The organism is Pseudoduganella umbonata (assembly GCF_014192225.1).
GTDB lineage: Bacteria > Pseudomonadota > Gammaproteobacteria > Burkholderiales > Burkholderiaceae_D > Rugamonas > Rugamonas umbonata.
Genome location: NZ_JACHXS010000001.1, coordinates 1,003,597 through 1,021,647 on the forward strand (window position 1 = coordinate 1,003,597; position 18,051 = coordinate 1,021,647).

At 67.6% G+C, this 18,051-nt stretch carries 18 protein-coding genes; 8 read left to right on the forward strand and 10 right to left on the reverse strand.

The annotated features are described in order from the left end of the window. Positions 1-2: 2 nt before the first annotated feature. From FHS02_RS04135 to FHS02_RS04160, 6 genes are all read right to left on the reverse strand, one after another. The gene (locus tag FHS02_RS04135; RefSeq protein WP_137312933.1) at positions 3-2,183 is read right to left on the reverse strand and encodes a hypothetical protein; all 2,181 of its coding nucleotides are present in this window, start codon (positions 2,181-2,183) and stop codon (positions 3-5) included. A 21-nt stretch (positions 2,184-2,204) separates the two neighbouring features. Then, positions 2,205-3,491: a hypothetical protein gene (locus FHS02_RS04140; protein WP_175424729.1), complete on the reverse strand. Its 1,287-nt coding sequence runs from the start codon at positions 3,489-3,491 to the stop codon at positions 2,205-2,207. A gap of 5 nt (positions 3,492-3,496) precedes the next feature. Further along, complete coding sequence (locus FHS02_RS04145) at positions 3,497-4,237, reverse strand: hypothetical protein (RefSeq protein ID WP_137312935.1); 741 nt, start codon at positions 4,235-4,237, stop codon at positions 3,497-3,499. Positions 4,238-4,299: 62 nt separating this feature from the next. Next, positions 4,300-4,893: a hypothetical protein gene (locus FHS02_RS04150; protein WP_137312936.1), complete on the reverse strand. Its 594-nt coding sequence runs from the start codon at positions 4,891-4,893 to the stop codon at positions 4,300-4,302. A 180-nt stretch (positions 4,894-5,073) separates the two neighbouring features. Further along, positions 5,074-5,976, reverse strand: coding sequence for an intradiol ring-cleavage dioxygenase (locus FHS02_RS04155; protein WP_137312937.1), 903 nt, complete (start codon positions 5,974-5,976; stop codon positions 5,074-5,076). 36 nt (positions 5,977-6,012) lie between these two features. Next, the gene (locus FHS02_RS04160) at positions 6,013-6,600 is read right to left on the reverse strand and encodes a Spy/CpxP family protein refolding chaperone (RefSeq protein ID WP_137312938.1); all 588 of its coding nucleotides are present in this window, start codon (positions 6,598-6,600) and stop codon (positions 6,013-6,015) included. A 192-nt stretch (positions 6,601-6,792) separates the two neighbouring features. Between FHS02_RS04160 and FHS02_RS04165 the strand changes: the two genes are divergently transcribed. Beyond that, the gene (locus FHS02_RS04165) at positions 6,793-7,482 is read left to right on the forward strand and encodes a response regulator transcription factor (RefSeq protein ID WP_137312939.1); all 690 of its coding nucleotides are present in this window, start codon (positions 6,793-6,795) and stop codon (positions 7,480-7,482) included. 1 nt (position 7,483) lies between these two features. Next, entirely contained in the window at positions 7,484-9,046 is a 1,563-nt protein-coding gene (locus tag FHS02_RS04170; protein ID WP_137312940.1) for a sensor histidine kinase, read from the forward strand. Between the two features lie 104 nt (positions 9,047-9,150). On the opposite strand, the gene dcd is transcribed toward FHS02_RS04170, so the two are convergent. Both dcd and FHS02_RS04180 read right to left on the reverse strand, forming a co-directional pair. Then, positions 9,151-9,717, reverse strand: coding sequence for a dCTP deaminase (gene dcd, locus FHS02_RS04175; protein ID WP_137312941.1), 567 nt, complete (start codon positions 9,715-9,717; stop codon positions 9,151-9,153). 150 nt (positions 9,718-9,867) lie between these two features. Then, positions 9,868-10,698, reverse strand: a complete 831-nt coding sequence (locus FHS02_RS04180) for an alpha/beta fold hydrolase (RefSeq protein ID WP_137312942.1) — start codon at positions 10,696-10,698, stop codon at positions 9,868-9,870. A 182-nt stretch (positions 10,699-10,880) separates the two neighbouring features. Between FHS02_RS04180 and FHS02_RS04185 the strand changes: the two genes are divergently transcribed. The 4 genes from FHS02_RS04185 to FHS02_RS04200 all read left to right on the forward strand — a co-directional run bounded on the left by FHS02_RS04185 (position 10,881) and on the right by FHS02_RS04200 (position 13,101). Continuing rightward, positions 10,881-11,660, forward strand: coding sequence for a class II aldolase/adducin family protein (locus FHS02_RS04185; RefSeq protein WP_137312943.1), 780 nt, complete (start codon positions 10,881-10,883; stop codon positions 11,658-11,660). A gap of 27 nt (positions 11,661-11,687) precedes the next feature. Then, entirely contained in the window at positions 11,688-11,891 is a 204-nt protein-coding gene (locus FHS02_RS04190; protein ID WP_371870553.1) for a 4-oxalocrotonate tautomerase, read from the forward strand. Positions 11,892-12,028: 137 nt separating this feature from the next. Continuing rightward, positions 12,029-12,655: a hypothetical protein gene (locus tag FHS02_RS04195; protein ID WP_137312945.1), complete on the forward strand. Its 627-nt coding sequence runs from the start codon at positions 12,029-12,031 to the stop codon at positions 12,653-12,655. Continuing rightward, entirely contained in the window at positions 12,652-13,101 is a 450-nt protein-coding gene (locus tag FHS02_RS04200) for a hypothetical protein (RefSeq protein WP_137312946.1), read from the forward strand. The genes FHS02_RS04195 and FHS02_RS04200 overlap by 4 nt, the downstream gene beginning before the upstream one ends. Before the next feature lie 12 nt (positions 13,102-13,113). Here the strand turns inward: FHS02_RS04200 and FHS02_RS04205 are convergent, their stop codons facing one another. Together FHS02_RS04205 and FHS02_RS04210 are read right to left on the reverse strand one after the other, a co-directional pair. Continuing rightward, entirely contained in the window at positions 13,114-14,025 is a 912-nt protein-coding gene (locus FHS02_RS04205) for a LysR family transcriptional regulator (RefSeq protein ID WP_137312947.1), read from the reverse strand. Between the two features lie 95 nt (positions 14,026-14,120). Further along, complete coding sequence (locus FHS02_RS04210; RefSeq protein WP_175424730.1) at positions 14,121-16,118, reverse strand: PAS domain-containing hybrid sensor histidine kinase/response regulator; 1,998 nt, start codon at positions 16,116-16,118, stop codon at positions 14,121-14,123. A gap of 192 nt (positions 16,119-16,310) precedes the next feature. Between FHS02_RS04210 and FHS02_RS04215 the strand changes: the two genes are divergently transcribed. Together FHS02_RS04215 and FHS02_RS04220 are read left to right on the forward strand one after the other, a co-directional pair. Further along, positions 16,311-16,943: a superoxide dismutase gene (locus tag FHS02_RS04215; protein ID WP_137312949.1), complete on the forward strand. Its 633-nt coding sequence runs from the start codon at positions 16,311-16,313 to the stop codon at positions 16,941-16,943. Positions 16,944-17,395: 452 nt separating this feature from the next. Then, positions 17,396-18,040 carry a GntR family transcriptional regulator gene (locus FHS02_RS04220; RefSeq protein WP_229422541.1) on the forward strand — a complete coding sequence of 215 codons (645 nt, stop codon included), beginning with the start codon at positions 17,396-17,398 and terminating at the stop codon, positions 18,038-18,040. The last annotated feature ends 11 nt before the right edge of the window (positions 18,041-18,051 follow it).

Consider the following 18,051-nt stretch of genomic DNA (forward strand, 5'->3'; position numbering starts at 1 on the left):
GCTCACATCGCCGAGCGCTGTTGCTGCCGGGCCAGGCGCTGGCGCAGCAGCACCGAAGGCAGCGTCGCTTCCTCGGCCGGGTTGGTCGCATCGACCGACAGGTCGACACCGGTGGCGGCGCGGTAGGCATGGATGTAGCCCTGCGCCTGCGGCCGCCAGAAGCGCGCCCAGTTGAATGCCTGGGTGGCTTCGTAGACATCGCTCCAGTGGCCGAAGCGGATCGACAGCAGCAACTGCTCGCCGAAGATCGCCAGATTGCGGAAGTGCATCACGCTGGTATCGCTCCACATCTGCAGCTTCTTCATCGCATCGACCCGGTCCATCCACGGTTCCGGGTAGGCCACCATCACGCGTGTGGGCAGGAATTCGCGGAACTCCGGACGCGCCAGCAGCCATTGCTGCATCAGCATCTCGATGCGCGCCGTCGACGGCAGGTCGCCATACTGGTTGTGCGCCCCCTGCGACAGGATCAGGTGCACTTCCTTCAGCGCGTTCAGGATCGGGAACGCGTCGGCCTTGACCGTGGTGTCGTCGTCCTGGCGATAGAAGGCCGTCAGCAGGCGCAGCAGGTGGTGGAACGCTTCCAGGAACTTCGACCGGCTGTCCGCCGGGCGCATGTTGCGCACCGCCTTGCCGTCCAGCCGGACACCGTAGTGGTGGTCGTACTCGTAGTTGCGGCGCACCACGGTGAGGCGGTGCTGTTCATCCTGCGTGTAGCCCCACAGCAGGTTGTTCAGCGGGCGCAGCATATCGATCTCGGTGTTCGCCAGCGGGTCCGACGCCAGCGGCGAGCGCAGGTTCTGGAAGCGCTGCGTGATCACATTCATCGTCTGCACCAGCATGCCCTCTTCCTGCCAGTAGTTCCAGATCAGTTCGATCAGGCAGGGGTTGGCCAGGCGCTCCTGGATGATGCCGAAGCAGATGTCGGCATTGTGTTCCTGGTTGTGCGCGATCAGGCGCACGTCGGGCAGCTTGCCGCGGATGACGGCCAGGTACGGCAGCATCGGTGCACCCTCGATCGTCTCCAGGTAGTCGCGCTCGAGGATCTCCTTCAGGCTGCCCACCGCCGGGATATCGCGCCGGTCCAGGTAGGCATTGTCGCGCTGGTTGTCGAAGGCGAACGGCGACGAGAACACGCCGCAGTTCACCATCACGAAGGCTTCGGTGGCCGCCTTCAGCACGCGGTACGCATCCGAATCCGTGAACGGCAGCGCGCGCCGGCGCTTCAGGTCGTTGAACGCGGCCCGGGTCGACTTGAACGGCTCCGAGTCACGATCGACCGTGTCGACCGTCCTGCCGCAAAACAGTTCGTCGAGGAAGTCGCGATAGTGGTTGAACGACAGCGCTTCCGTGCTGTTGCGGATCAGCGTCCACAGCGCCAGGTCCGGCGTCGCCTCGGTTTCCGTGCGCGACAGGGACACGCCGATGTTGCCGGAAATCGGCTGCGTCGGCCTTTCCACCGACTCGAATTCCAGTCCCACCGCCAGCGCCGCCCCGGCCGGCCCAGGGCCGGACTTCCGGTGCGATTCCGCGCCGGGTCGGATACCGCGCACGGCGAACACCACGTCGGCCAGGAAATCCTGGCGCCCTGGCGCCCGCAACTGGCGGCTGTACGCCATGTCCGAGGTGGCGCCGTGCACGCGCCAGTCGCCGGCCGGCACCACCGACACCGTACCGACGTCGAACAATTTCCACGGGCTGCCATGGCGCACGATCGCCGTGTTGCCGACCACGGCGTCACCGTCGTCGGCTACCCTGCCCGGCTGCTGGAAGCGGATCTCGAACACCGGATCGATCGGCAACGCAAAGGCCAGCGTCGGGTCGGCGTTGCCGGTCAGGTCGGCCGCCAGCACGCGCGTGGTACCCGGCTGCATGTCGAACGGCGTGACGTTGCCGTACACCACCGCGTAGCGTCCCCGCTGCAGGTTGAAGAACTCGACCTCGCCCTTTTCGCCGGTTTCCTCCGTTGCCCGCCAGTGGAAGATCGATTCCGTCAACCGTTTCTCCTCCATCAGCGCGCCCGGATGCATGTCGAACGGGAAGTGGTCGGTCTCGATCCAGTACACGTCCACGGTGGCATTGCGCACCGGCACTCCGCTTTTCGCATCGAATACCCTGACTGTCATGCGTCCCAACGTCCCGTCATTCACGGCCGCGGCCGGTACTACCCTCTTGTTAGCCATGTCACTCTCCTCAATGGTCAATCACCGTTCGATCCGTGCCGTGCCTTCGCCGGCGAGCGTGCCGCGCATCGCCCAGTACGTGAGCAGGCGCGCCAGCAGCACGCTTTCATCCTCCGGCGCCAGCAGGCCATCCGCGCGCGCCTGCCCGATCACCGCCAGCACCAGCGACGGCGCGCTGTCGTACATGCGCTGCGGCGCCGCGTGCCACCAGCGGAACAGCCGCGCCAGCCGCGCCGGCTGCCTGGCGCCCACCGCCATCGCCTCCATCAGCGAGGCGCCGCGCAGCGCGCGCGGCCGGTGGTGGGCCAGCAGGCCGGCCATCGCCGGCAGGCTCGCCGTCAGCTGTTCCAGCAGCAGCCGGTCGTGCGCCACCAGGCCGTCGAGCGGATAGAAGCCGTCCCACAGCCGTTCGATGCGCGTCCATTGCGGGTGCGGATACAGCAGCCGACCCAGCGCGCAACTGAGTTTCACGCGCAGCCACGGCACCGGGTGCGGGTCGTCGCCATTCAGGCGAAACACGAAGACGCGCGGCAGCGACAGCACGCCGATCAGCCCCAGCGTGGCGACCACGCCGACCCGTGCCAGCGACCAGAAATCGGCCACCACCTCGGAGATCCACCGTTCCCACAGCCGCCACACGTGGCCCGGGCCGCTGCCGCCGTGCTGCAGTGCCTGCAACACGGGCCGCAGCGAGCCGACCAGGTCGAGCAGCGCGGCACCCTGGTGCCCCACCTCATGCACCAGCGACGAAGCGATGCTGCTGCCGATCATCCGCTCGCGCGGCACGCGGATGATGGCGACCGGGTTCTCGCCGCCGCCGGGCAGGCGGGTACGGGCGCGCCGGATCGCGGCACCGGGCCCCCGGTCCAGGTAGCACACCAGTGGCGGCGAGTCGAAATAGCCGCCGGGCAGCCGCAGCGCATCGCGCGACACCGCATCCAGCCCGGCCAGCCAGACTCCGTTGCCGTGTTCGCTGCGCTGCGTGACCACGTCGATGAACAGGTCGAACTGGGTCAGCGCGGCGTTGAACTTCAGGCGCAGGAACGTGAAGCGGCGCTGCGCATCGGCCACTGACACCCGGCGCGCCGCCGGCCCGCGCAGCCAGTCGAGGAAGCGCCGCACCATGGTGCGCAGTTCGCGCCGACCCAGCGTCAGGTGCCGTTCGATGGCCGCCTGCGCCGGCGCCGGCAGCGCGGCCGCCGGCACCATCGGCTCGATCAGCACGAACGGCTGCATGCGGTCGACGCGGTTCAGCAGCGAGCGCGCTTCCTGCGCCAGCATCCACGCGGCATAGGCGTCGATGGCCATGGCCGTCAGGCGCCGTACAGCACGATCTTGCGGCCCTGCCGCATCCAGCGCCCGCTGCTGGCGCGCGCGCCGCTGCCGCCAGTACGGCCCTGGCCGGAGGACTGCATGCCCTGGCCGCCCTGCGCCGTCATCGCGCCCTGCCCGCCCCGTGCCCCGCCCTGCCCCTGGCCCAGCAATCCCGGCGCGAACTGCTTCGCCGCCGCGGTGGCCGCCTGCTGGGCGATCTGGCGCGGGTCGCCGCCACGCGCCTGGGCGGCGCGGTTGACGGTATCCGCGGCAATCTTCACGAACGTCTTGGCGCCTTCGAATTCACGGTCTTCACCGGACATTTCTCCTTCCGCCTCCAGCCCCAGCGCATTGCCCGCCGCCGACGCCAGGCCGCTGCCGATCTTGGCACCCAGCGGGCCGCCAAAGTAGCCGCCGATCGCGCCGCCGGCCATCGGCAGTGCCTTCTTGGCCACCCCTTTCAGCACGCCGCCGACCGCCTGGCCGACGGGCGACTTGATGATGTTGCCGGCCACCGATGCGGCCTTCTTCAGGAAGCTGCCGAGGAACTGGTCCAGTTCCTGTTCATTGGTCACCGACAGCAGTTCGTTGGCCAGTTCCATCTCGTCCGCCTCGGACAGCAGGCCGCCGCCCTCGCCGGTCCATTCGCCTTGGCCGAACTCGTACTGTTCCATTTCGTAGCCGCTGCCGCCGCCAAATTCCTGGCCGTATTCCAGGGTCGTGCGATCGATGTCGTGCATGATTAGCTCCCGTTAGATAACACTTACAACACATCAAAATTGGAACGGCCCCACCGCCCCGCCTACAAATCGATGATCTGGATGCGCTGGCCCCGGCGCCGCCAGTTGCCGCCCTGCGGCCCGGCCGGCTCGGCAGGCCTGGAGCGCTGCCGCAGCAACCCGGGGGCATTGCGGCGCGCGGCCTGCATCAGTGCCTGCTGGGCCGCCTGCCCGGGCGGCTGCGCGGCCCGGGCCAGCGCCTGCCGGGCGGCGTCGCTGGCCAGCCGCACGAAATGCCGCGCCACTTCGAATTCCTTGTCCTCGGGCGACAGCCCTTCCAGTTCGAGCCCGAAGACGGCCGATGCCTTGCGTTTCAGGTCGGCCGGCGCGCCCGTGGCATCGAGCGGGAAGATCATCCGCGCGGCGCGCTGCAGCACGCGCAGCACCGGCTCGCGCGCCGCCGCCTGCCGCGCGTTGGCGGCCGGGCCGACGAGGTCGGCCAGCACCGGCGCCAGCTCGGCGGCGCTGCGTGCTTCCAGCAGCCTGACGGCGAAATCCAGTTCGCCATAGTCGCCCCGGCTGCCGCCATCCGATGGCGCGGCCACCTCATCGACGGGCGGTAATTCCAGTTCCGGTTTGTAGTCGAGCAGGCGGCGATCAGCGCGTTGACGATCCATGGCGGGCTCCCCGTGGTGTGCGGCCCGATGCCGCACGCACCGTGGGTAAGTGCAAAGGCCATGCCAGGCTTTTTACGGGGGGGGTGCCGCGGCGCGGCGAAAAAGGGTTCGCCCCGCGGCGGGCGCGGGGCGAAAGCGGCGAAGCGACGTTCGCCGGCGGGATTCAGCGAAGGCTGCGGCTCAGGCCACGACGGCGACCGTCAGCGTGGCCACGTAGCCATCGGTCGCATTGCCGGTCAACGTGGCCAGTTGCAGCGAGTAGCCGTCGCTGAAGATGTTGTCGGTGGCAAAGCTGATCTGTGCCAGGTTGCGCACGCTGGCGCTGTAGCCGGTGGTGGCGTACACGTGGTTGCAGATGTCGGTCGGGAACGCGAACTGCGACGTCTTGATGCGGTTCGACGCACTGGATGCCTTCGCCAGCGTGGCATACACCTCGAAGTGCACGTGCGGCATGCGGCCCGCATAGCAGCCGGGGAAGATCGTCGCGAACGTGATGTCGCCGTTCGCGTCGGCTTCCTGCACGCCGCGCAGGTAGTTCTGGTTCGTCACGCCGCTGGAATACAGCGAATAGTTGCCGTCCCGGTCGCAATGCCAGAGGTATACGGCGAACCCGCTGGCCGCCGCGCAGCTGTTGTTGGCGTTGACGATGTGCAGCCTGATCGTCAGCGGTACGCCGGCCGCCGTGCCGCTCATGCCGCCGAAGCTGGAGCGGATGTCGCTGCGCACGACGCCGCTCTGCGCCAGCACGTTGACGACGCCGCCGCTGTTGCTGTTGGTCCCGTCGGCCGGGTACGGGCCACCGGTTTCCTCGGGGATGACCGAGCAGCTGCTGCTGGTGGTCGTGGCGGTGCCCGTGCTGCCGCCGCCTGTATTTGTCGTGGTGCCCGTGGACGTCGTGCCGGTCGCACTGGTACCTGTGCCGGTGTCGGTGGTGCTGGCTGCCGTGTCCGAAGAACCGCCGCATCCGAGGATGGGCAACGATGCCGCGCCGGCCAGCAGCCAGCGCAGCGACTGGCGCCGTCCGGCCGTGGTGTTCAGCATCGTTTGCAGGTCTTCTTCCAGGCTGTGGCCGTGATATGCCATGACTTGCTCCGTTTGTCTCGTTGTTGGTCTCGTTCGTCAGTTCGCGCCGGGGCGCGGCGCATCCGCACTCCTGCGCTCGTCGAACGACTTGCGCTGCTCGGCGGTCAGCACGCCCAGCACCTTCTGCTCGGTACGCAGGTGCGACAGCGTGATGTTGGCATCCGCCTGGGCCGCGGCCTGCGCGAGCTTGACGGCCGCGCCGTCGTCGTACTTCGCCGTGGCGTGCAGTTCGAACAGCGCGCGGTCGGCCTTCTCGCGCGCCCTGGCCTGTTCGCGCAGGTAAGGCACCTGGCCGTGCACGATGGCGAAGATCTTGTCCTGCTGGGCCTCCGTCAGCACGGTGCCGCGCAGGTAAGGCGGCACGCCGTCGAAGGCGGGACCGGCATCCGGGCCGAAGCCCTGACCACCGCCGTCGCCGCGCGCGCCGCGCGGTCCGTCTTCTCCGTGCATCGCAGGGCCGCGGCGGTCATCGGCGCGCGGGCCGATGCGCTGGCCGTCGCGCTGGTTGTCGGGCTGGTTTTCATCGAAGCCTTCGTCGCCGTTGCCCAGCGCAAGCGCTGCCAGCGGCAGGGCCAGCACGGTGGCAAGCAGGAATCGTTGCAGGTTCTGTGTTGTGTTTTTCATCAGCGGTCCTTCGGGTGACAGTGGAGCCGCCATTCTCCGAGGGTGCCGTGTAAAGCGCGGTTAGACGCACGTAAATCCATGTAAATGGCCCTGTGCGTCAGGCTGTAAAAGCACGTAAATGCGCATTGCGGCGATGCCTTCGCGCCCAGCCGGGCTGCTATCATGGACCCTTTGCAGCCTGACGAAGACGTGATGAGCAAGGTCCTGTTGATCGACGACGATGTCGAACTGGTAAGCATGTTCCAGGAATACCTGGAACAGGAAGGTTTCGAAGTGAAGACGGCCCACGACGGCGAAGCCGGCATGGCTGCCGCGCTGACGGGGCAGTACGCGATCGCGATCCTCGACGTGATGATGCCCCGGATGAACGGGCTGGAAACGCTGCGCCGCATCCGCGCCGCCAGCCGCATGCCGATCCTGATGCTGACCGCGCGGGGCGACGATACCGACCGCATCGTGGGCCTGGAACTGGGCGCCGACGATTACGTGACCAAGCCCTGCACGCCGCGCGAGCTGACGGCGCGCATCCGCGCGATCCTGCGCCGCACGGCCGGCACGCCAATGGACCAGCTGGCATCGGCGCCGCTGGTAGTGGGCCAGTTGACGATGTGGCCGGAACAGCGGCGGGCCGCGTGGGCCGGCGCCACGGTGGATCTCACCAGCACCGAGTTCAACCTGCTCGAAGTGCTGGCACGCAATGCCGGCAAAGCCGTCAGCAAGAACACGCTGTCCGAACAGGGTCTGGGCCGGCCGATGGCCCGTTTCGACCGCAATATCGACGTGCATTTGTCCAGCCTGCGCCACAAACTGGGCACGCTGGCCGACGGCCGCTCGTGCCTGCAGACCGTCTACCGGATGGGCTACCAGCTGATCAAGGATTGACGTGGGCCGCCTGTTCTGGAAGTTCTTCCTGTCGATCCTGCTGGCGCAGGTGGCCGCCACGGTGGGCATCGGCGGCGCCCTCTGGCTGAAGAACCGCGCCGCGGAACAGGAACAGCGCCCGGCCATCGACACCAGCCCGCCGGCCGCGATGGCGATCGAGTCGGCCGCCGCCACGCTGGAGTTCGGCGGGCCCCTGGCACTGGGCCGGCTGCTGGAAAACATGGACCGCCACCGCGTGTTCGCCGTGGACGACCTGGGCAAGGAACTGCTGGGCCGCATCGTCAACCCGGTGCAGGCGGCGGCCGCGCGCGCGGTGCTGGACAAGGGCGATACTCGCGTGGTGCGCCGGGTGACACTGCCGAATGGCCGCCATTACCTGCTGTTCCTGCCGGCGCAGGACCGCATGATTTCGATGAGCACTGCCGACGCGCGGCCGCTGCTGGCCAGGGCCGGCATGCCGATGCTGGACGGCGGCCCGCGCTGGCCTGGCCCGCAGCCCGGATTTCAATACGGTTTCCAGGCCGCCCCCGCCGCCGCTGGCGTACCGCCGGCACCCGCGAGCGCAGCGCCGTCCCGCATGGATGGCGGCGGTCCCGGCCCGATGATGGGACCGGATGGCCCGCGCGGGCGCTTCCAGCCGCTGACCCCGTTCGTTCCGCTGGCCGCCGCGCTGGTCGCCAGCCTGCTGTTTGCCGCGCTGCTGGCCTGGTACTTTGCGCGCCCGATCCGCTCGCTGCGCCAGGCATTCGAAGCCGCCTCGCACGGCGATCTTGCGCCGCGCTTTGCCGGCACGGGCAAGCGCGGCGACGAGCTGACCGACCTGGGCCGCGACTTCGACCGCATGACGGCGCGGTTGCGCAGCCTGATGGATGGCCAGCGCCGCCTGCTGCACGACGTGTCGCACGAAATGCGTTCGCCGCTGGCGCGGCTGCAGGCGGCCATCGGCCTGGCGCACCAGAACCCGGCGCGGATGGCGTCGTCGTTCCAGCGTATCGAGCGGGAGAGCGTGCGCATGGACAAACTGGTCGATGAACTGCTGACGCTGTCCCGCCTCGAAGCGGGCGCCCTGGACGGCGCGCGCGAGGAAATCGACGTGGCCGAACTGCTGCAAGGGATCGTCGGCGATGCGCAGTTCGAAGCCGCGACACAGGGCCGCAGCGTGGCCGCGCGCGGCACGGCGGACGTGGTGCTGCTCGGCCAGCCGGACCTGCTGGCGCGCGCGATCGAAAACGTGGTGCGCAACGCGATCAAGCACAGCCCGGAAGGCGAGACGATCCTCGTCGACAGCGCCGTCGATGGCGGCGTGCTGCGCATCCGCGTGCTCGACCGCGGCCCCGGCGTGGCGCCACAGGACCTGCAGGCGATCTTCGAGCCCTTCTTCCGCAGCAGCGGCACCGAGAAGGACGTCGAGGGGCATGGACTCGGGCTGGCGATCGCCCGCCAGGTGGTGCAGCAGCATGGCGGCACGATCGGCGCCGCCAATCGGGAAAATGCGCGGGAAGGTGAGCGGAACGACCGGACTGGCGGTGGGTTGTGCGTGGAGATCGCGCTGCCGCTGGATTGAACACGTGGCCGTGCGCCGGGTGTGCGATTGCCGGTGCCTGTATGGGGCGCCGATGAAACAACGGCGCCTCCCGGCGCCGTTGTTTCATCAGCAGGCTTTTTCCATCAAGCCTTCGGCAGCGTCACGCCTTGCTGGCCCTGGTACTTGCCGTTGCGGTCCTTGTACGAGGTTTCGCATTCCTCGTCGCTCTGGAAGAACAGCACCTGGGCGCAGCCTTCGCCGGCGTAGATCTTGGCCGGCAGCGGCGTGGTGTTGGAGAATTCGAGCGTCACGTAGCCTTCCCATTCCGGCTCGAACGGCGTGACGTTGACGATGATGCCGCAGCGCGCATACGTCGACTTGCCGAGGCAGACCGTCAGCACGTCGCGCGGGATGCGGAAGTATTCGATGGTGCGGGCCAGCGCGAACGAATTCGGCGGGATGATGCAGACGTCGCTTTTCACGTCGACGAACGAATTCGAATCGAAGTTCTTCGGATCGACGATCGTGCTGTTGATGTTGGTGAAGATCTTGAACTCGTCGGCGCAGCGGATATCGTAGCCGTACGACGACGTGCCGAACGAAATGACCTTGCGGCCGTCCACTGCCCTTACCTGGCCCGGCTCGAAGGGCTCGATCATTCCGGTCGATTCCGCCATCCGGCGGATCCATTTGTCGCTTTTAATCGTCATCGCTAAGGCTTCAATGCTGTTGGTGGAAGGTGCGGCGCCGCCGCGTGGGGGCGATTTTACGCGATCGGGCCGGCCGATGAGAAGTTTTGCAAGGTTCCACGGTGGCTTGCGCTGGCCCGACGCTGGCGTTACGCCCGTCCCGCGCCGGTCCTATCCCTGCGGCGCCGGTGCACCGAGCGCCAGTTCCGCGCCGATCAGCTCGCACACCATGTCGCGGATCGCCTGCGCCGTCAGCACGGGGAACTCCATCGGGAACAGATGTCCGCCCGGCATCAGCCGGAAATTGCGGCCCACCAGTGCCTTCGTTGCCGCCAGCCCGGCCTGGCGGTTTTCCATCGAGATGCGCCCGGCCAGGTAACCGACCGGCACCGGGAACTCGCCGGCCACCAGCCCGCCCACGTGATGGGGCAAGGTGCGGTAGATCGCCGTTTCCACTTCCCGTGAGAAACGCAGTTGCACCCCTTCGGGATGTGGCGCCAGGCCCGCGTGCAGATAATCCTGCAGGACCCCGGGCGCCCATGCCGCGAACAGCTCCTTGCTGGCGAAATGGCGCAGCGCATCCGCTTCCCCCGGCCACACGTTCCGGCGCCGCACGGACAGGCGCGACGGCGAATAGCGGTCCTCGGCGTTGAGCCGCTTGATCACCCGCCAGGCAAACGCGCGCCAGCCCGCCACGACCGGCGAATCGAGCAGCACCACACAGCGCGCCAATTCGGGCCGCCGGGCCGCCGCCATCAGGCTCAGCATTCCGCCTAGCGAGTGGCCGGCAAGGATCACCGGCTTTCCACGGTAACGGGTCTCCAGCTCCGCAATCAGCTCGTCCACCAGCTCCCGCCAGCCATCCCGCACCGGAAAAGCCGGGTTGTGGGCATGCATGTCGAGAGCCTGGACGTCGAATTCCTTGTCAAGGTGCTCGAACAGCTGGCGGTAGGTGCCCGCGGGGTAGCTGTTGGCGTGCGAGAAATGCAGGATGGGTTTCATTGTGAAGGGCGCAGGGGCGCCGGTATTTCGGGCTTGCGCATGGTAGCGGACAAGTCTTAGATTTGCCTTACTTCAAGAATATTAAAACAAGAACCGGTATCGCCCGTGCCGATGGTGCCGGTACGGACAGACAATACAGGCAGTCATGCAAGCCCCTGCGCAAAGCCTGCTACGCTGGCGGCATGGACAGACTTTCGCCCCCCGGCCAGGCGGCCTATCATGGCCCCGGCATCACTTCCCCCGCCGAATGGCAAACCCGCGTCGACCTGGCGGCGTGCTACCAGCTGTGCGCGCTGTATGGCTGGGACGACGGCATCTATACGCATATCTCGGCGGCCGTGCCCGGCGAACCGGGCCATTACCTGATCAACGCTTTCGGCATGCGCTTCGACGAAGTCCGGGCGTCGAACCTGGTCAAGGTCGATGGCGGCGGCAACATCGCCGGGCCGTCGCAATACACGGTGAACGCATCCGGCTTCCGGCTGCACGGCGCCGTGCACAGGGCGCGCCCGGATGCCGGCTGCGTGATGCACCTGCATAACCTGGCCGGCATGGCGGTCGGCATGCAGGAAGGCGGCCTGCTGCCGCTGTCGCCCTACGCACTCCGTTTCTACGGCGTACTGGCCTTTCACGACTATGAAGGGATCGCGATGACGGAGGACGAGCAGGAACGCCTGGTGGCCGACCTGGGTGCCGCGCATGCCATGTTGCTGCGCAATCACGGCAGCATGACCGTGGGCCGCACCATTGCCGAAGCGTTCGTGCTGATGGAAACCCTGGACCGCGCCTGCGAGGTGCAGTTGCGCGCGCAGGCTGCCATGACGCCGCTGCGCCAGCCGTCCGAAGCGATGTGCCGGAAGGCGCATGCACAGCTGCTTGGCGACGGCTCGGCCGAAGGCGTGCTCGAATGGCCCTCGCTGCTGCGCCGCCTGGATGCCGCCGCGCCCCGCTACCGCACCTGACCTGCCTGCCACTGTTCACCGTTCACAATCAAAGGACAAGCCGATATGCCGACCATCAACGTTCAACTCTTCGAAGGCCGTACGCCGGAACAAAAGCGCGCATTCGTGCAGGCCGTCACGGAAGCCACCGTCAGGACCCTGGGCGGATCGCCCGAATCGGTCGACATCCTGATCCACGAGATCAAGCGCGAGCACTGGGCTACCGGCGGGAAGCTGTGGTCGGACGAGTAAAAATAACAACACTTTTGCACAAAATTTCCTGAACTCATCAGCGCCCGGCCCCGTATTATTCCTGCATTGATGATTCCTGCATGGTCATCGATCTCCAGCATCGCCGGAGTGGACACCTGCCGCGAAGGAGGCTTCGGATGAGAACAGCACCGGCAAGCATGCTCGCAAGCACGCTCGGCACGGCATCGCGCCTGGCCGCCCTGGCCGCCCTGCTGGCCGCCTGCGGCACCGCGCCGACCGGGCCGGCCACCGTGCCGCCCGCCGATCCCGCGGCAATCGCACAGGCCGGCCGGGACCCCTGCCTTGGCCGCGATCCGGCGAAGGAGGCCAGCGATACCCAGGGTGTGTCGGCCGCCTATCCCACCAATCCCTACACCGGCAAGGACGCCTATGCCAACGTCGTCGTGAAGGAAGGCACCGTGCTTTATTCGCTGACGCCGGGCGCGCCGCCCCGCTTCGCCGTCACCGAGCAAACGCTGCGCGAGGCCGGCGGCAACTGGGAAAAGTACTATGCGCTGGTGCAGGTCACCACCGATCCCGGAAAGGACGCCGATGGCAAGCCCCGCAAGCTGCGCGAGACGGTGCGGGCGTTCCACGTCGCCGAAGCGCTGTGCGCCGCTCATGGCATCGCCATGGCCAACCCGCAGTTCGGCAGCGGTGGCGGGGCGCAGTATTACATTTCGCCGGCCGACGGGGCGAAGCTTCGGCCGGGCGAGAACGTGCAGATTTCGCGCTGGCGCCTGGCCGACAGCGGTTCGCGATGACGAACGGATCGGCGTGGATCGACAACAGCGGCGGCGGCGGGCTGCAATACGATTTCCATCCGCCGGGCGACTGGACGAACGACCGGATCATGGCGGAACAGGCCGCCATCGCCGCGCTGCTCGAAGCCAGCGAAGACACCGAAGCCACCGAAGCCGACGATGATGGCATGGCCGCAGCCGGCTGGCTGCGGCTCGCCACGCGCCTGCCCATGGGCCTGCGCGCAGCCCTGGTCGCCGAGCTGCGCGCCGGTAACCGCCTGGCGGGCATCGGCAGCGCGGGCTGGCCCGGCGAAGGCAGCGTCGTCGTCAACATGCGGGAACGCTTTACGGCCGCCCGCTACGCGCCGCCGCCGGGCGTGATCTGGCGCGAGCTGAACGACCCGCAGTACGCCCGTGAGGAATTGAGCGCGAAAGCCGGCTCCGTCGAGTTCCTGGCCATTACCTGAACCGCCGCGGCATCACGTCGCAATGCCCTTGCCGAACATCCGCGATTCCGCCGCCAGTGCCAGCAGGTTCGGATCCCGCTCGCGCGTTTTCGGCAGCAGCAACGTGATCACCTGGTGCGATGCATACGGTTCGGCCAGCGCGATCAGCTCGATCCGCGCGCTGTACTCGGCCACCCGCGCGGGCAGCAGGCTGTAGCCCATGCCGCTGCCCACCAGGTTGATCAGCGAGAAGATGTCGCCGACCTGCATCGTGGTCTCGGGCACGAAGCCGGCTTGCCGGAACGCGTGATTGAAGCTGTCGGACGTGACGAATCCGCTGCCCAGCGTGATGAACTGCGCGTCGCGCAAGTCCTTCAGGTCCACCTGCGCCATGCCGGCATAGGGCGATCCCAGCGGCGCGGCCAGCCGCACCTCGTCCTCGAACAGCGGCACCGATACCAGGTTCGGGTGGTCGCCCGCTTCCTGCAGGCCGATGACGACCGCATCGAGGCGTCCATCGGCCAGGCCCTGCAGCAGATCCTTGTTCGAGCCCAGCGTCAGGTCGATGTGCACGTCGGGCCGGCGCAGCTTCAGGCCCATCAGGAGATGGGGAATGCAGCGCAGCGTCAGCGAATAAAGCGAGCCGATGCGCAGGCGGTTGCTGTGGAAGCCGGCCAGTTCGCGCACCTTGCGGATGCCTTCCTCGGTTTCCGCCACCGCCCGCTGCGCATGGCTGGCGAATGCGAACGCCGCCGGCAGCGCGGTCAGCTTGCGGCCCTCGCGCTGGAACAGCTGGCAGCGCAAGCCCTCCTCCAGCGAATGCAATGCGCGGTGCACGCTGACGACGCTCTGCCCCACCTCTTCCGACACCCGCGCAAGGCTCGACAGCCGCATGAAGGCCAGGAAGATTTCCAGTTTCTTCAGTGTGATTTCTTCGTCGATCATCCGGCCAGCTTACCCGAATCTTTAACACCAGAGTAAACCTGGCCTGTTCACGCCATCTTGTCCACGCCGTCTTGTTCACGCCATTGCCACCCGGCTCAGGAAAGCCGCCGCGGAGTGACTTCGGCCAGTGCCGCGACGAGCCGGCCGACATCGACGGGCTTGACGAAATACAGGTCGAAGCCCGCGGCGATCGCCGCCGCCCGGTCGGACGCCTGGCCATAGCTCGACAGCGCAATCAGCCTGGTGGCGCGCGTACGCGGTTCACTGCGCAGCTGCCGGGCCAGCGCCAGGCCGTCGATGTCGGGCAGGCCGATGTCGAGCAGGCACACGTCGGGCTGCAATTGCACGGCGCATGCCACGGCATGGCGCGAACTGGACAGGCTGACCACCCGGTGCCCGAGCGAGGACAGCAGCATTTCCACCATCGCCAGCGCATCCTCGTTGTCGTCCACCGCCAGCACCCGCAGGGACGTCGCGCTGGGCGCCGGCTCCCAGTCGCGCGCCGGCGCCGCATCGTGCGGGCTGTCGGCCAGCGGCAGGCACACGACAAACCGCGCGCCTTGCCCCGGCCCGGCGCTTTCCGCCTGCACCGTGCCGCCGTGCAGCGCCACCAGGCTGCGCACCAGCGCCAGCCCGATGCCGAGTCCGCCCTGCTTGCGGTCCGGGCTGCGCGCGCCCTGCACGAACATGCCGAACACGGAGTCGATCATGTCCGGCGGCAGGCCGATACCGTTGTCCGAGACGGTCGTGCGCACGTGGCGCGCATCGATCGCCAGCTCGACCTCGATCGTGCCGCCTTCCGGCGTGAACTTGGCTGCATTGCTGAGCAGGTTCGCGACGACCTGCACGAGCCGCTTTTCATCGCCCAGCACGGTCGCGGCCGTGGGCGGCTGGTGCACGTGCAGCAAGTGGCCACGCGCTTCGAGGGCCGGGCGGGCCTGCTCGGTGGCCTGGGCGACGACCCGTTTCATGTCGAGCGGCGCCTGGGCCAGTGTGATCAGGCCACGGGTGACGCGCGCCACGTCGAGCAGTTCGTCGATCAGGCCGCTCATGTGGGCGACCTGGCGATGGATGACCGCCAGCGTCAGTTCGACCTGTTTTTCGTCGCGCCGGCCCATCGACAGCAGCGCGGCCGCGGCGCTGATCGGCGCCAGCGGATTGCGCAGCTCGTGGGCCAGCATCGCCAGGAATTCGTCCTTGCGGCGGTCCGCCACGATCAGCGCCTTTTCCGCTTCGACGCGGTCGGCGATGTCCATGCTGACCGCGGTGGCGCCGGCCGGCTTGCCCGCGCCATCGACGATCGGTGCCGCCGAGACCAGCACGGTGCGGCGCGGCCGGCCGGCATCGAAGGATTCGATTTCAAGCAGGCACTTGTCGACGGCTTCGCCGGCCAGCGCCCGGTACAGCGGCCAGTCCTGCGGGCGCAGCTTGACGCCCTCGCCGCCCGGGCTGGACGTCCAGCCGTTCCAGGCGGCGAAATCGAGCACGCCATCGTTGCAGGGGATCGCGGTGCCGAACAGCGCGTCGTTGGCCGGGTTGGCATGCAGCAGCCGGCCCTGCCCGTCGAGCATCATGATGCCGACCGGCGCCGAGCGCAGCACCGAGGCGAGGTAGGCGCGATTGGCTTCCGCGCTCCTGGCACTGCGCACCGCCTCTTCACGGGCACCGCGCAGGGCACGCTGCGCCAGCACTTCGGCCGTGACGTCGATCGTGGTGTGGGAAATGCAGATGAGCTTCCCGGTCGAATCGAACAGCGGCGTATTGGTCGCGCTCCAGTACATGTCCTCGAACCAGGTCATGCCGTCCTTCGTCATCCGGATCGGGTAGCGCTGCGCCGGAATCACGTGCGGGGCACCCGTGGCAATCGCCACCGCGATCGAGCGCGCCAGCGGACCGACCCCGGTATCGCCCGTGTCCCCGGGGTCCTCGCCAAATGCCTCGAACAGCGGCAGGCCCAGCACATCCTCGCGCCGGCGCGAGACGGCTTTCAGGAAAGCATCGTTGACGGCGATGATTTCCAGGCCATCGGTCGGCGCCAGCAGATACTGGGGGATCGGCGAGCGGTGAAAGGCGGCAGTGAAGAGCGCATCCATCGGTGAGTTCCATCGCGGTAACAGGCCCGATTGTGTCATTGCCGGGCCCGCCCCGGCGCCCGTAACGGCCGCGCAGGCTATCGACCCGCATGAATCGGCCCGCCGGGCTATCATGGGGGTCGGTCCAGCCGTCCTCAGGGGTGGCGAAACCGTTCAACCCACCCTCTGTCTAGTTTATTTGGAGAAACTACAATGACGTATGCCTTGCCCCCACTCCCCTATGCCTACGATGCGCTCGAACCGCACTTCGATGCGCGCACGATGGAAATCCACCATACCAAACATCACCAGACGTACATCACCAACCTGAACAACGCCCTCGGCGAGGCTGGTGTCGAGGCGATCCCGGTGGAAGCACTGATCAAGTCGATCGACAAGCTGCCTGCGCAGATCCAGACGGCCGTGCGCAACAACGGCGGCGGCCACGCGAACCATGCGCTGTTCTGGACCGTGCTGACGCCGGCAGCGGCCGCTGCCGCACCATCGGGCGCGCTTGCCCAGGCGATCGACACCGAGCTGGGCGGCTTTGACAAGTTCCGCGAAGCGTTTACAAAGGCGGCGCAAACCCGCTTCGGCAGCGGCTGGGCGTGGCTGACGGTGGATGCCGACGGCAAGCTGCTGGTCGAAAGCAGCGCCAACCAGGACAGCCCGCTGATGGGCCAGTTCGCCGGCCTGTCGGGCGGTACGCCGATCCTGGGCCTCGATGTGTGGGAACATGCCTATTACCTGAACTACCAGAACCGGCGCCCCGACTACATCTCCGCCTTCTTCAACATCATCGACTGGAATGAAGTGGCGCGCCGCTACGAAGCCGCCCTGAAGTAAGCACCGCCGTTTTTCTTGTAGCACCCCGTAGCACCTCCGCAGCACCTCCGCAGCACCTTCCGGACCAAGTCAGCCGACTGCCAGCCCGTTCCGGTTTCCTCCCCGCAAACACGCTCCCGCTACGTCCACGGACCGCTCCCGCATCCGTTCGGTGCATCTCGCGCCAGTTATTGGGGCACTTTTCCGCAGCCGATTGTCGACAATCCCGTTTCGCGTAACGCGGCTGCCGGCCTGTACCAGCGCTTTTTAATTGCTGGAATCCAGCGCCCATGCGCCTTTCCACAGGCATTCCACACCCGGATTGTCGACAATCCAAGAGGGTGGCATGCCCCTTGCTAAGGAATGGTTGAGCCAACCAGACATCCGCTGCCATGCACGCTGCACCAATTTCGCCACCCGCCTCACCTGCATCGTCCCCGTCAACCGTGCCCGCCTTCGCGCCGGAAGACCGCATGTACCTCGACGTGTACGACGCGATCATGTCGCACCGCCTGCATGCGGGCACCAAGCTGACCGAGCAGGGGCTGGGCGAGATCTACGGCCTGGCGCGCCATCACGTGCGGCGCGTGCTGGCCAGGCTGGCGGCGGACGGCCTGGTCGACCTGGAGCGCAATCGCGGCGCCCGCATCGCCAGCCCGGGTGCGCGGGAAGCGGAAGACATGTTCGAGCTGCGCCACGTCCTGGAAGCGAAGGTGATGGACAAGCTGGCAGGCCGGCTGAGTGAAGCGGACGGCAGGGCCATGCGCGAACTGATCGCGCGCGAACGCGATGCCTGGATGCGCGGCGACCGGCCGCTATGGATACGCCTGTCGGCCGATTTCCACATCGAACTGGCCAAGCTGGCCGGCAATGCGCTGCTGGTCGATGCGCTGCGCCGGCTGGTCTCGCGCACCACCCTGCTGATCTCGAATCTCGACAACGCCGGCCAGCAACCCTGCTCCTTCGACGAGCATGCGGCGGTGATCGACGCGCTGCAGCACCAGGACAGCGCCCAGGCGCAGGAGCAGATGGCGCGCCACCTGGGCGAATGTGCCTGCCGCCTGCTCACCCGCGCGCCGGCGCGCTTCGACCTGCGCAGCGCGCTGGGCAAGGCCTGACCCATTTCACG